At 74.3% G+C, this 12246-nt stretch carries 10 protein-coding genes; 2 read left to right on the plus strand and 8 right to left on the minus strand.

All coding sequences use genetic code 11. The features are described from left to right. Positions 1-2 precede the first annotated feature (2 nt). The 6 genes from mreC to CHF16_RS28560 form a co-directional block, all read right to left on the minus strand. The gene (gene mreC / locus CHF16_RS28535) at positions 3-1013 is read right to left on the minus strand and encodes a rod shape-determining protein MreC (RefSeq protein ID WP_089329233.1); all 1011 of its coding nucleotides are present in this window, start codon (positions 1011-1013) and stop codon (positions 3-5) included. Between the two features lie 83 nt (positions 1014-1096). Then, complete coding sequence (locus tag CHF16_RS28540; RefSeq protein WP_067794123.1) at positions 1097-2131, minus strand: rod shape-determining protein; 1035 nt, start codon at positions 2129-2131, stop codon at positions 1097-1099. A 196-nt stretch (positions 2132-2327) separates the two neighbouring features. Then, positions 2328-2738, minus strand: coding sequence for a nucleoside-diphosphate kinase (gene ndk / locus CHF16_RS28545; protein ID WP_089329234.1), 411 nt, complete (start codon positions 2736-2738; stop codon positions 2328-2330). Positions 2739-2785: 47 nt separating this feature from the next. After that, the gene (locus CHF16_RS28550) at positions 2786-4291 is read right to left on the minus strand and encodes an MFS transporter (RefSeq protein WP_143228156.1); all 1506 of its coding nucleotides are present in this window, start codon (positions 4289-4291) and stop codon (positions 2786-2788) included. A gap of 128 nt (positions 4292-4419) precedes the next feature. Then, complete coding sequence (locus CHF16_RS28555) at positions 4420-4764, minus strand: DUF4233 domain-containing protein (protein WP_089329236.1); 345 nt, start codon at positions 4762-4764, stop codon at positions 4420-4422. Then, a complete protein-coding gene (locus CHF16_RS28560) occupies positions 4761-6134 on the minus strand; it encodes a bifunctional folylpolyglutamate synthase/dihydrofolate synthase (RefSeq protein ID WP_089329283.1) in 1374 nt (457 codons plus the stop codon). Before CHF16_RS28560 ends, CHF16_RS28555 begins: the two co-directional genes overlap by 4 nt. A gap of 107 nt (positions 6135-6241) precedes the next feature. On the opposite strand from CHF16_RS28560, the gene CHF16_RS28565 reads away from it, so the two are divergent. Continuing rightward, positions 6242-7444 (plus strand): folylpolyglutamate synthase/dihydrofolate synthase family protein, encoded by a 1203-nt coding sequence (locus tag CHF16_RS28565; RefSeq protein ID WP_089329237.1) that lies wholly within the window; start codon positions 6242-6244, stop codon positions 7442-7444. On the opposite strand, the gene CHF16_RS28570 is transcribed toward CHF16_RS28565, so the two are convergent. After that, positions 7416-8468: a hypothetical protein gene (locus CHF16_RS28570; RefSeq protein WP_089329238.1), complete on the minus strand. Its 1053-nt coding sequence runs from the start codon at positions 8466-8468 to the stop codon at positions 7416-7418. The genes CHF16_RS28565 and CHF16_RS28570 overlap by 29 nt on opposite strands. A gap of 121 nt (positions 8469-8589) precedes the next feature. After that, on the minus strand, positions 8590-11211 hold the full coding sequence (locus CHF16_RS28575; protein WP_089329239.1) for a valine--tRNA ligase: 2622 nt from the start codon (positions 11209-11211) through the stop codon (positions 8590-8592). A gap of 347 nt (positions 11212-11558) precedes the next feature. Between CHF16_RS28575 and CHF16_RS28580 the strand changes: the two genes are divergently transcribed. Further along, positions 11559-12122, plus strand: a complete 564-nt coding sequence (locus tag CHF16_RS28580; protein ID WP_143228157.1) for a hypothetical protein — start codon at positions 11559-11561, stop codon at positions 12120-12122. The last annotated feature ends 124 nt before the right edge of the window (positions 12123-12246 follow it).

Genomic DNA, 12246 nt, shown 5'->3' on the forward strand with positions numbered 1-12246 from the left:
GTTCAGTCCCCCGCGGTCGGTTCTGTGGACGGGCTCGCGGAGCCGTTCGGCCGCGCGTCGCCGCTCTCGCGCGCCTTCGGGCTCTTGGTCGCCTTCGGGCTCTTGCTGGGGGTCGGGGGAGTGGCGGGCGGTTTCGGCTTGGGCGGGAGGACCGCGTCCCGCGGGTCGGTCTTCGGCGGGGCGACCACGACCGCGACGACGTCCAGGCTGGTGAACTTCACGAACGGCCGGACGTAGGCGGTGCGGGTCAGTCCGCTGGTGGACTTCTCGATGCGGGCGACCTCCCCGATCGGGACCCCGGGCACGTACGGGCGCTGGCCCTGCGACCCGAGCGTCACGATGCGCTGGCCGACGTGGATGGGCGCGGAGGCGTCCAGCAGCTGGAACCGCAGCGGGGTGGCGCCGCCCCCGCCGAGGCCGCGGCGGCCCCGGCCCTGGGTGATGCCGATCTCCTTGGACGCCTCCAGCCGGGAGCCGATGGAGGACGTCTGGTCGGTGGCGAGCAGCACGGTCGAGGTCGCGGGCCCGACCCGGGTGACCCGGCCGACCAGCCCGGCGGCGCTGATCACGGTCATGTCGGGCTTGATGCCGCTGCGGCTGCCGACATCGATCGTGACGGTGTCCTCGAAGCCCTGGCCGGCGGAGATGACCTGCGCGGCGTGGATCGTGTAGCCGCCCATCCCGGCGGTGCCGAGCAGCTTCCGCAGCTGCGCGGACCGCTCCTTGTCGAGCTGGGCGGAGCGCAGCTGCTCGCGCAGCCGCTGATTCTGCCGCGCGAGCTCGTTCGCGCGGTGCCGCTGGCCGGGCGCGTCGGTGATCGTGTCGAAGGTGTCGCCCACCGGGCGGACGACGGCCGCGGACGCGCGCTCGACCGGGCCGAACACGGTCGCGCCCAGGTCGCGCAGGCCGCGCAGCGGCGAATGCGCGCCACCGCGGTAGTCCACGGTGATCATCGTGAGCGCCACGACGAGCAGCCCGCCCAGCACCATGCGGGTGCGCCGGGTGTCCTTCACGCACCGACCTCCGGTTTCCTCAGTCCCCCGGGTGCACTGCCCCTGGCGGGCGGACCCGTCCTACGGCGGGCGGACCCGTCCGATCAATGCCGCGGCTCCGGCACGAGGACCTGGCGGAGCGACTCGAAGTCCTCGACGCACTTGCCGGTGCCGAGCACCACCGAGTCGAGCGGGTTGTCCACCAGGTGGATGGGCATCCCGGTCTCCTCGCGGAGCCGCTCGTCGAGGTTCTTCAGCAGCGCGCCGCCGCCGGTGAGCGCGATCCCGCGGTCCATGATGTCGCCCGACAGCTCGGGCGGGCACTTGTCCAGCGTGGTCTTCACCGCGTCCACCACGGCGTTGACCGGTTCCTCGATCGCCCGCCGCACCTCCTCGGCGGAGATCACGACGGTCTTCGGCAGCCCGCTGACCAGGTCGCGGCCCCGGATCTCGGCGTGCGGCTCCTCGTCGCCGCCGGGATAGGCCGAACCGATGGCCATCTTGATCTCCTCGGCGGTCCGTTCCCCGAGCATCAGCGAGTATTCCTTCTTGGAGAAGGAGATCACCGCCTGGTCGAGCTCGTCGCCGCCGACCCGGACCGACTGGCTGGTGACGATGCCGCCGAGCGAGATGATCGCGACCTCGGTGGTGCCGCCGCCGATGTCGACGACCATGTTGCCGGTCGGCTCGTAGACGGGCAGGCCGGCGCCGATCGCGGCGGCCATCGGCTCCTCGATGATGTACACGCGGCGCGCGCCGGCCTGGTAGCCGGCCTCCTTCACCGCGCGCTGCTCCACCCCGGTGATCCCGCTCGGCACGGCCACCACGATCCGCGGCTTGGCGAAGTGCCGGCGCTTGTGGACCTTCTGGATGAAGTAGCGCAGCATGCGCTCGGTGACGTCGAAGTCGGCGATGACGCCGTCCTTCAGCGGACGGACGGCCACGATGTTGCCGGGCGTGCGGCCGATCATCCGCTTCGCCTCGATGCCCACCGCGACGATCTTCCCGGTGTTGGTGTTGATCGCCACCACGGAGGGTTCGTTCAGGACGATGCCACGCCCGCGCACGTACACCAGTGTGTTGGCGGTACCAAGATCGACGGCCATGTCCCGGCCAAGAAACGACAGCTTGTTACCCATGAAGAAAGGGAGCCCTTCATGATTGACGGGCGTGTATAGCGGCGCGTCCATCGTAACGTGCGCCCCCGTCCGCGGGCAGTCACCCCGCAGCCGCGCGTCGCGGAAAAAACGCGTCCTGACCAGCTCGGTTTTCGCTAAAGAAGACGCGGGCCGGATGATCCGGCCCGCGCTCGAACGGCGCCCTCGCGGGCGCCCGTCAGCCCAGTTCGGGGAAGAACAGCTTGATCTCCCGCTCGGCGGAGTAGGTGGAGTCGGAGCCGTGCACGATGTTCGCACCGATCTCCAGGGCGAAGTCGCCGCGGATCGTGCCGGGCGCGGCGCTGACCGGGTCGGTCGCGCCGGCCAGCGAGCGGAACGCCTCGACGGCGCGGTGCCCCTCGACGACCATGGCGACGAGCGGGCCGCTGGTGATGAACTCGACCAGCTCGCCGAAGAACGGCTTGCTCGCGTGCTCCTCATAGTGGGACTCGGCGGTCTCGCGGGCGAGGGTGCGCAGTTCCAGCGCGACGAGCTTCAGGCCCTTGCGCTCGATCCGGGAGATGACCTCGCCGATGACACCGCGGCTGACGCCGTCGGGCTTGACCAGGACGAGAGTGCGCTCGGACACGAGTGGTTCTCCTTGCGGAATTTTCGGTTTCGGTAAGCGCGCGAATACTACCCGGCCCGCGCGCCGGAAGCGGCATTACGGCGGCGCGCCGTCAGCGCGGCGGTGGCGGCGGCGAGCAGCACGGCCGCCATTCCGGCGGCGATGAGCCAGTCGTGGTAGCCCGCCAGCAGCGCCTCGACCTGCTCGGCGCCGGTCGCCGGGCGCGCCCGGTCGAGCCGCGCCGCCTGCAGGGACAGGACGAGGAGCTGTCCCGCGAGCACGGCGGGGAAGCACAGCGACAGGCCGAACAGCGCCGCGCCGGGCGCCGCGCCGCGCAGCGAGGCGGCCAGGGCCAGCCCGGCACCGGCCCCGAGCGGGACGAGCGGGGCCAGCAGCGCCCACCGCCCGCCGGGCCCCGGACCGGCACCGGCGGCGAGGCCGAGCGGCAGCGCCAGGACGAGCAGCGGGAACCCCGCTCGCAGCGCGGCGCGCGCGGGCAGGCGCGTCGCGGCGAGCGCCCCGGCCGGAGCGGCGGCGGCCGCGGCGGCGAACGGCAGGAGCCGCGCGGCGGCGCCGTCCCCGTCCGCGGCGGCGGCGATGCCGGCCAGCGGTGCGGCGACCGGGTAGGCCAGCAGGCCGACCGCGATCATGACGATCGCGCAGCCGTGCGGGCTGCCCGCCGGTTCGCGCCGCCCGGCGGCGGCCGCGAGGCCGAGCAGGGCGGTCGCGGCGAGGCCCGCGAGAACGACCCGCGCGCCCGGTGACCATTCGTGGGCGGCGGCGACGGCGAGGAACCCGAAGCCGCCGGCCGGGGCCAGCGGCAGCAGGAGCAGGCTGCGCTCGCCGTACCCGCCCGGGGGCAGCCGCCACGGGACGCGGCCGCGCAGGAGGGGGCGCAGCAGGGCCGCGCCCGCGGCGGTGACCGCGACCCAGGGGAACGGCCCGAGGACGGCGCGCCAGGCGCCGTCCTCCGCCGCTCCGGCTGCGGACCCCGGGACGGCCGCCAGCGCCAGCGGCATCGCCAGCACGAGCATGCCCGCGAGCACGCCCGCCCAGGCGGCGGTGAGGCGCCGGTCGTCCCGCTCCCAGGCGAGCATGAGCGAGGCGGGCAGGACGATGCCGGCGCCCGCGCCCTGGACCAGCCGGGCCAGCCCGACCAGCGGCAGCGACGGGGCGAGGCGGGCGGTGCCGAGACCGGCCAGCAGCACGGCCAGGCCGGTCGCGAGGACCGTCCAGGCGGGGAACCTGCGGGCGGCCAGGCCGGCGGGCGGCACCGCGAACACCAGCGCGGGCAGCGACAGGCCGGTGACGTGCAGCAGCGTGGGGACGCGGGCTTCGCCGAGGCCGAGGCCGGCGAGCGCGGCGGGCAGGACGTCGGCGGTGGCGTCGGGGACGGCCAGGACGGCGGCGGGGAGCGCGGTGAGGGTCACCAGCAGCGCGCCGAGGCCCGCGAGGCGGCGGCGACCCGCGCGTTCACCGGGGGCGGTGGGGTGGCCTCCGCCCTCCGGGGGCGGGGCGGGAGGCGAGTGCGCGTCGGCGGACGCTGCGTCGCCGGGCACTGGGCTGCCGGACACGGCCTGCTCCTTCGGAGGTCGTCATCCGCCGCGGCGCGCATTTCCCAGAAAAGGAAGGATGTCCAAATTGGGCAATAAATGAAATTCGCGGTATTGGGCGGGATGAGTGGCTGCCGTCCCCGCAGAACCTAGCGCGGCTGCGCGCTCGCCGCCTTGCGTCCCAGCCAAATGGCCGTTCCCCAGAGCGCTCCGAAAACGACACCGAGGAAGAACATGACCGGCACCATGAACCCGGTCGCGATGAGCAGCACCTGCAGCACCGTGCCCGCCGGGACCGCCCACGGGCGGCGCAGCAGCCCGGCCATCACCAGGCAGGCGAGCGCGAGGCTCCCGCACACGCCGCCGGCGACCGCGCCGTCCACGTCCAGCACCGCCACGGCCACCGGGATCGCCAGCGCGATCACGATCGCCTCGCACGCCAGCACGGTGGCGAACAGCCTGCGCGCCGGGTTGTCCGCGGCCCGGGTGCTCATGACCGGCCCTCCGCCACGCGCAGCAGCGTGCGGGCGTCCCCCGCGGTGACCACCGAACCGGTGATCAGCACTCCGGCGCCCCGGTACTCGCCGGTCTCCTCGGCGATGCCGATCGCCCGGTCGATCGCGTCGTCCAGCCGCTCGGCGACATGGACGCGCTCGGGCCCGAAGATCCCCTCGGCGATCTCGGCCAGCTCCTCGGGCGGCATCGAGCGGGGCGAGGAGTTGCGGGTCACCACCAGCTCGGTCAGCACGGGTTCGAGCTGGTCCAGGACGCCCGCGACGTCCTTGTCGGCGGAGATGGCGAGCACCCCGGCGAGCCGGGTGAAGCCGAACGACTCGGTGACGGTCTGCACGGTCGCCGCCATCCCCGCCGGGTTGTGCGCGGCGTCCAGCAGGACGGTCGGGCCCGTCCGCGCGACCTCCAGCCGCCCCGGCGAGGCCGACTGCGCGAAGCCGCTGCGCACCAGCGCCGGATCGAGCTGCCCCTCCTCGCCGCCGAGGTAGGTGTCGCCGGCCGCGATGCGGGTCGCGGCCTCCAGGTTGGCCTCCCCGCGGGTCGGCGCGCCGCCCGCGAACGCCTCCACGGCGGCCAGCGCCGTCGCGGCGTTGGCCGCCTGGTGCTCGCCGAACAGCGGAAGGAAGATCTCGTCGTAGACGCCGTGCAGCCCCTGGAGCCGGAGCTGCTGGCCGCCGACCGCGACATCGCGGCCGAGCACCCCGTACTCGATGCCCTCGCGCGCGGCCGCCGCGCCGGTCTCCGCCACCCGGCGCAGCAGCACCTCGGCCGCCTCGACCGGCTGCTGCGCCAGCACCGCGACCGCGCCCGGCTTGATGATCCCGGCCTTCTCGCCCGCGATCTCCTCCAGCGTGTCGCCGAGGTAGCGGGTGTGGTCGAGCCCGATCGGGGTGATCACGGCGACCACGCCGTCCGCGACGTTCGTGGCGTCCCAGGTGCCGCCCATGCCGGTCTCGACCACGGCGACGTCGACCGGGGCGTCGGCGAACGCGGCGAACGCCATCGCGGTCAGCACCTCGAAGAACGACAGCCGCGCCGCGTGCTTGCCGTCGACCAGCTCGACATAGGGCAGGACGTCCTCGTACGCCGCGACGAACCGCTCCTCGCCGATCGGCTCACCGTCGATCGCGATGCGCTCGCGCAGCGTCGTCAGCTCGGGGCTCGTGTAGAGGCCGGTGCGCAGGCCGCGCTCGCGGAGCAGCGACTCGATGAGCCGGGCGGTGCTGGTCTTGCCGTTCGTTCCGGCGATGTGGATCACCGGGTACGCGCGCTGCGGCTCCCCCAGGACGTCCACCAGGTCGCGGACGCGGTCGAGGGTGGGATCGATCTCCCACTCGACCCCCCGTGCCATGATCGCGGCGACGGTCGCCCGGTAGCCGGCCGGTTCGGTTCGCTGACTCACGGTTCCAGAGCCTACTCGGCGGCGCGCCGCGCTCCGTCCGGGCCCACACTGGAGGTGTGAAGGTGTTCTACCGGGAGTGGGAGCGCCGCGCTCCGGGCGAGACCCGCGACGTCGGGCGGGCCCGCGCCCTCGCCGGCGCCCTGGGCGTCCTCGGCCCGTCCGCGCCCGTCCTGGCGGTCGTCGGTTCCAAGGGGAAGGGCACGGCGGCGACTTATGCGTCGGCCTTTCTCGCCGCCGCCGGTTTTCGCGTGTGCACCGTCACAAGCCCCGGTCTCCGCATCGATCGCGACCGGATCAGGATTAACGGACGCGCCGTTTCCAGCGAGGAACTGGCCATTCTCTCGGACGCGCTGGATGCGGCCATGGGCACGCTCCCGCCGCCCTCGGACGGCTACCTTTCCCCGTCCGGGCTCTTCCTTATCGCCGGTGTCCTGCACGCCCGCCGGGTGGGTGCGGACGCGCTCGTCCTGGAGGCCGGCATGGGCGGGCGGTCGGACGAGGTCGCCCTGTTCCCGCCGGACGTCGCCGCGATCACGCCGGTCTTCCTGGAGCACGCCGGCGTCCTCGGGGACACCGAAACCGAGATCGCCAGGGAGAAGCTCGGCGTGGCGGCGCCGGGCACGGTCGTCCTTTCGGCGCCGCAGACCGCACCCGTCGCCGCCGTGCTGCGGGACGCGGAGGTCGTCGGCCCCGGCGGCGCGGGGCTGCCGGGCGAACTCCTGCCCGCCGGCCTCGGGCGCGCCGCCGCCGAACTGGGCGTCGCCGCCGCCCGCCGCCTTCCGGGCGCCGTCGAGCCCCCCGCCGCGACGCTGCGCGAGGTGCTCGCGTCGATCGTCCTCCCCGGACGGGCGTCCCGGCACGCGGTGCCCGGGTCCGCGACGGAGGTCCTCGTCGACGCCGCCGTCGACGGCGCCGGGATCGCCGCCGCGCTGGCCGCCGCGCGGGACGCCTGGGGGGCGGTCGACCACGCCGTCGTCTGCCTCCCCGACCACAAGGACCTGGACGGCGCCGTCGCCGCGCTGGGCGACCTGCCCGTGACGTTCGTCCGGCTGGCGCTGCCGCACCTGCGCTTCACCCGGCCGCTGCCGGACGCCTGGGACGCCGTCGGCGCGGACGCGATCACGCCGGAGTCGCTGGCGACGCTCGGGCACCGCGTCGCCGTCCTCGGCACCGGCTACTTCACCGGGCACGTCCTGGACGTGCTCGGCGCCGACACCGAGCGGCTCTTCGTCACTTCGGCCGCTCGACGTCCCGCCTGATCCGCCGCATCACGTCGGCCAGCAGCGGGAACTGCGGGTGCGGCGTCGCGCGGTTCGTCGCGACGAAGCCGTAGGAGTCGCGGGTGGCCCACGCGCAGTACGCGTGGGTCTCGGCCAGCACGGCGAACGTGCCGCAGAACGCCTTCGCGCCCTTGCCGCCCGCCACGGCCTCCTGGCCCGCGATGAACGTGGTGGGGCGAGCCTTGCGCAGGTAGGCCGCCGGGTCGCCGACCGCGCCCGTCCCGCCCATGAACAGGACGTTCAGCTTGCGCGCCTGCTCCCCGCCGTAGACGGCCGTGCCGTGCTCGCCGGCCGGGACGCCGCCCGCCTCGACGGCGCCCGCGATGAACGGGTACGCCGCGCTCTCCCGCGGCGGGGTGAGCGCGTCCTTGCGCAGCCCACCGGCCACCGCGCCCGCCGTGATCACCTTCTTGGGCGCGGGGAGCTCCGCCGTCGGGGTGTCCCTGGCGACGCCGGTGCCCGTCCGGAACGCCAGTGCCCCGGCCATCAGCGCGACCGCCGCGACCACGGCGGCGCCGGAGACGAGCAGCAGCCGGGGAACGCGCCGCCGCCGCACGGGCGCCGGTGCCGGCGGGACGGGCGGCAGCGGGCCGGTCCCGTCCACGACCACCGGATGGCCGCCGGTGCCGACGGCGGGATGCCCGCCCGTACCGACCGCGGGATGCCCGCCGGTGCCCACCGCCGGGTGGCCGCCGGTGCCCACCGCGGGATGGCCGCCGGTGCCGCCGACCTGCGGGAAGGCACCTGAGCCGCCCACCATCGGATGCCCGCCCGTGCCCAGCGACGGGAGCGGCCCCGTCCCGCCGGACTCGGCCGACCACCACGGGCGCTTCCCGCCCCAGGGCGCCGGAGCGGCACCGCCCTGCTCGGCGCCGCCCTGCCCGACGCCGCCCAGCCCGGCACCACCCTGCTCGGCCCCGTCCGCGCCGGTCCCGGGCGCGTCCGCCTCATCCGGCTGGTCCGGCTCCCTACGCGATCCGGACCAGCGGAGCGATTCCGCCATTGCACTCCTGAGGTTCATGTAGCGCCGAAAGCCCACAGGCCCACCCGGATCGTAACGGCGACGGGCCCGCCGCGCCGACGGTTCGCGGGGCCCGCGCCCGTTCGCCTCCGCGGCCCGCGGGTCAGCCCGCGGGCAGCGCCGCCAGCTGCGACTCCAGCCGGGTGATGTCGGCCTCCGCCTGGGCGAGCCGGGCCCGGTTCTTCGCCACGACGGCCTCGGGCGCCTTCGCCATGAACGCCTCGTTGCCGAGCTTGCGCCGGGCCTGGTCGACCTCCTTGCGCGCGGCGGCGAGGTCCTTCTCCAGGCGCTTGCGCTCGGCGGCGACGTCGATCGCGCCGGCGGTGTCGAGCCGTACCGTGACGCCCTCGACGGGCAGCGACGCGGTCGCGGCGAACCCGTCGCCGGGCGCGGTGAGGCGCAGCAGCGCGCGGACGCCCTCCTCGTGCGCGGCCAGCGGCGACCCGTCCCACTCCAGCGCCGCCGCGACCCGCTGGCCCGGCTTCAGGCCCTGGTCGGCGCGGAACCGGCGGACCTCCGTCACGAGCCGCTGCAGCGACTCGATCTCGGCCTCGGCGGCCCGGTCGGCGCGGGCGGGCTCGGCGGCCGGCCACGGCGCGGTGACGATCGTGTCGCCGCCGGTCAGGGACGTCCAGAGCTCCTCGGTCACGAACGGGATGACCGGGTGCAGCAGCCGCAGCAGCTTGTCGAGGACCTCGCCGAGGACGCGTCGCGTCGCCTCGGCCCGCTCGTCGGCGAGCTGGACCTTGGCCAGCTCCACGTACCAGTCGCAGACCTCGTCCCACGCGAAGTGGTAGAGCGCCTCGCACGCCTTCGCGAAGTCGTAGGACTCCAGGTGCTCGTCGACCTCGGCGACGACGGTCTGGAGGCGCGAGAGGATCCACGCGTCGACGGTCGTCACCTCGGCGGGCATGTCGCCGCGGACGTGCGCGCCGTTGATGAGCGCGAACCGCGTCGCATTCCACAGCTTGTTGCAGAAGTTGCGCGAGCCCTGCGCCCACTGCTCGGCCACTGGGACGTCGCCGCCCGGGTTCGCGCCGCGCAGCAGCGTGAAGCGGGTCGCGTCCGCGCCGTAGGCGTCCACCCAGTCGAGCGGGTCGATGACGTTCCCGAACGACTTGGACATCTTCTTGCCGTACTGGTCGCGGACCATCCCGTGCAGGGCGATGGTGTGGAACGGCTGGACGCCGTCCATCGCGTACAGCCCGAACATCATCATGCGGGCGACCCAGAAGAACAGGATGTCGTAGCCCGTCACCAGCACGGACGTCGGGTAGAAGCGCTGCAGCTCGGGCGTCTTGTCCGGCCAGCCGAGCGTGGAGAACGGCCACAGCGCCGAGGAGAACCAGGTGTCGAGGACGTCGCCGTCCTGCGTCCAGCCCGCGGGCGGCTCCTCGTCCGGACCGGGGCACGCGACCTCGCCGTCCGGCCCGTACCAGACGGGGATGCGGTGCCCCCACCACAGCTGGCGGCTGATGCACCAGTCGTGCATGTTGTCGACCCACTCGAAGTAGCGGGACGCCATCTCCGGCGGGTGGATCGCCACACGGCCGTCGCGGACGGCGTCGCCGGCGGCCCGCGCCAGCGACTCGACCTTCACGAACCACTGGAGCGACACGCGCGGCTCGACGACCGTCGCGCACCGCTGGCAGTGCCCGACCGAGTGCTTGTAGGGGCGGATCTCCTGGACGATCAGGCCCTGCTCGCGCAGCGCCGCGACGACCGCCGGGCGCGCCTCGAACCGGTCGAGGCCCTCGAACGGGCCGGGCGCGGTGACGACGCCGCGCTCGTCCATCACCGACATCGACGGCAGGTCGTGGCGGCGGCCGATCTCGAAGTCGTTCGGGTCGTGCGCCGGGGTCACCTTGACCGCGCCCGTCCCGAACTCGGGGTCGACGTGCTCGTCGGCGACGACCGGGATGCGGCGGCCGGTCAGCGGGAGCTCGATCTCGCGGCCGACCAGGTGCGCGTAGCGCTCGTCGTCCGGGTGGACGGCCACGGCGGTGTCGCCGAGCATCGTCTCCGCCCGGGTGGTCGCGACGACCAGGTCATCCTCGTCGGAGCCGTACCGGATCGAGACCAGCTCGCCGTCGACCTCCTCGTGCTCGACCTCGATGTCGGACAGGGCCGTCAGGCAGCGCGGGCACCAGTTGATGATGCGCTCGGCGCGGTAGATCAGGCCGTCGTCGAACAGCCGCTTGAAGATCGTGCGGACGGCGCGGGCGCGGTCGTCGTCCATCGTGAACGCCTCGCGCGTCCAGTCGACGCTGTCGCCGAGCCGGCGCATCTGGCCGAGGATGCGGCCGCCGGACTCGGCCTTCCACTGCCAGACCCGCTCGACGAACGCCTCGCGGCCGAGGTCGTGCCGCGACAGGCCCTCCTTGGCCAGCTCGCGCTCCACCACGTTCTGGGTGGCGATGCCGGCGTGGTCCATCCCCGGCAGCCACACGGTCTCGTGGCCCTGCATGCGGCGCCGCCGGACGAGGGTGTCCTGGATGGAGTGGTCGAGGGCGTGCCCCATGTGCAGCGAACCGGTGACGTTCGGCGGCGGGATCACGATCGAGTACGCGGGACGCTCCGGCGCGCGCTCGGGGTCGGCGGTGAACAGCCCCGCCGATACCCACCGCTCGTAGAGCCGGCCCTCGACATCGGCCGGTCGGTACTGGGTGGGCAGGTCGACGTCCGCGGCGGCCCCCTGGCCGCGCTCACTGCTGGGCTGTGTCACGGCTGACGATTCTACGGGGACGCGAGGGGTGGGGTGCCCCGGGGACGTGCGCGGGTGCGCGACAATCGGCACCGGCGAGCACCCCGCCGAGCCGCCTCGCCGTTCCCCCCACGCGAAAGGGAAGCAAGTTGAGCGGTTGGAACCCCCCTCCCCCGCCCTCAGGCGGCCCCGTCCCGCCCGGCGGCGCCTTCCCTCCCGGTGGCGCGGTCCCACCCGGTGGCGCGGTGCCTCCCGGCGGGCCGTACGCGCCCGGCGGGGCGGTCCCACCCGGCGGCCCGGTCCCAGGGGCTCCCTACGGGCCGCCGCGGCGCCGCGGGGGCGGCGGCAAGGTCCTCGGCTGCCTGGTCGTGGGTTTCGTCGTGTTCGTCCTGCTGTGCGCGGGCGGATACGGCATCTACCTGCAGCGGACGTCCCACACGCTGAGCGCGCCGTCGTCGGCCGGCGGGATGAGCCGCGACACCGCAGCCGAGGCCAAGATCGACGACGCCGTGAACCGGCTGGGCCGGATCCTCAGCGAGGCGAGCGGCTACAAGGTCCACCGGACCGTCAGCGCGGTGTACGGCCTCGGCAAGGAGAAGTACCTGTTCATCGGGGGCACCGGCGACCACCGGCTGAAGTACCCCGAGCAGGACTTCAACAGGGCCGTCATGGGCGCGTTCACCGGCATCGAGAAGACCGTCTACTCGCCGAGCACGATCAAGTTGTCGGACGCGGGCGGCGACGGCGTCGGCCTGTTCACGACCATCCAGGTCCAGATCATCACGTCCGCGGGGACGCGGAACACCACCGGCTACATGGCGGCCTGGTCCACGCGGACCACCATGGGCATCGTCATGCCGATCGGCGAGCCGTCCGGGAGCATCGACGTCCCGAGCGTCATGCGCCGCATCCGCGCGGACGTGGAGGACTGAGACCCGGCCCCCGCCCGGCTGAGAGCGTTTCCCGCCGCGATCGGGACACAGGTCACCTGACACCGGGTCGCCTCGCCCGAAAAGGTGGTGCCCTGAGGTCCGCGACACCGGAGCGGAGAGAGAG

The organism is Actinomadura meyerae, assembly GCF_900188445.1.
Taxonomy (GTDB): Bacteria; Actinomycetota; Actinomycetes; order Streptosporangiales; family Streptosporangiaceae; genus Spirillospora; species Spirillospora meyerae.

Coding starts and splice junctions, on each gene's coding strand:
- CHF16_RS28540 (WP_067794123.1), bottom strand. CDS start 2,131: ATGGGTAACAAGCTGTCGTTTCTTGGCCGGGACATGGCCGTCGATCTT.
- CHF16_RS28555 (WP_089329236.1), bottom strand. CDS start 4,764: ATGAGCACCCGGGCCGCGGACAACCCGGCGCGCAGGCTGTTCGCCACC.
- CHF16_RS28560 (WP_089329283.1), bottom strand. CDS start 6,134: ATGGCACGGGGGGTCGAGTGGGAGATCGATCCCACCCTCGACCGCGTC.
- CHF16_RS28570 (WP_089329238.1), bottom strand. CDS start 8,468: ATGGCGGAATCGCTCCGCTGGTCCGGATCGCGTAGGGAGCCGGACCAG.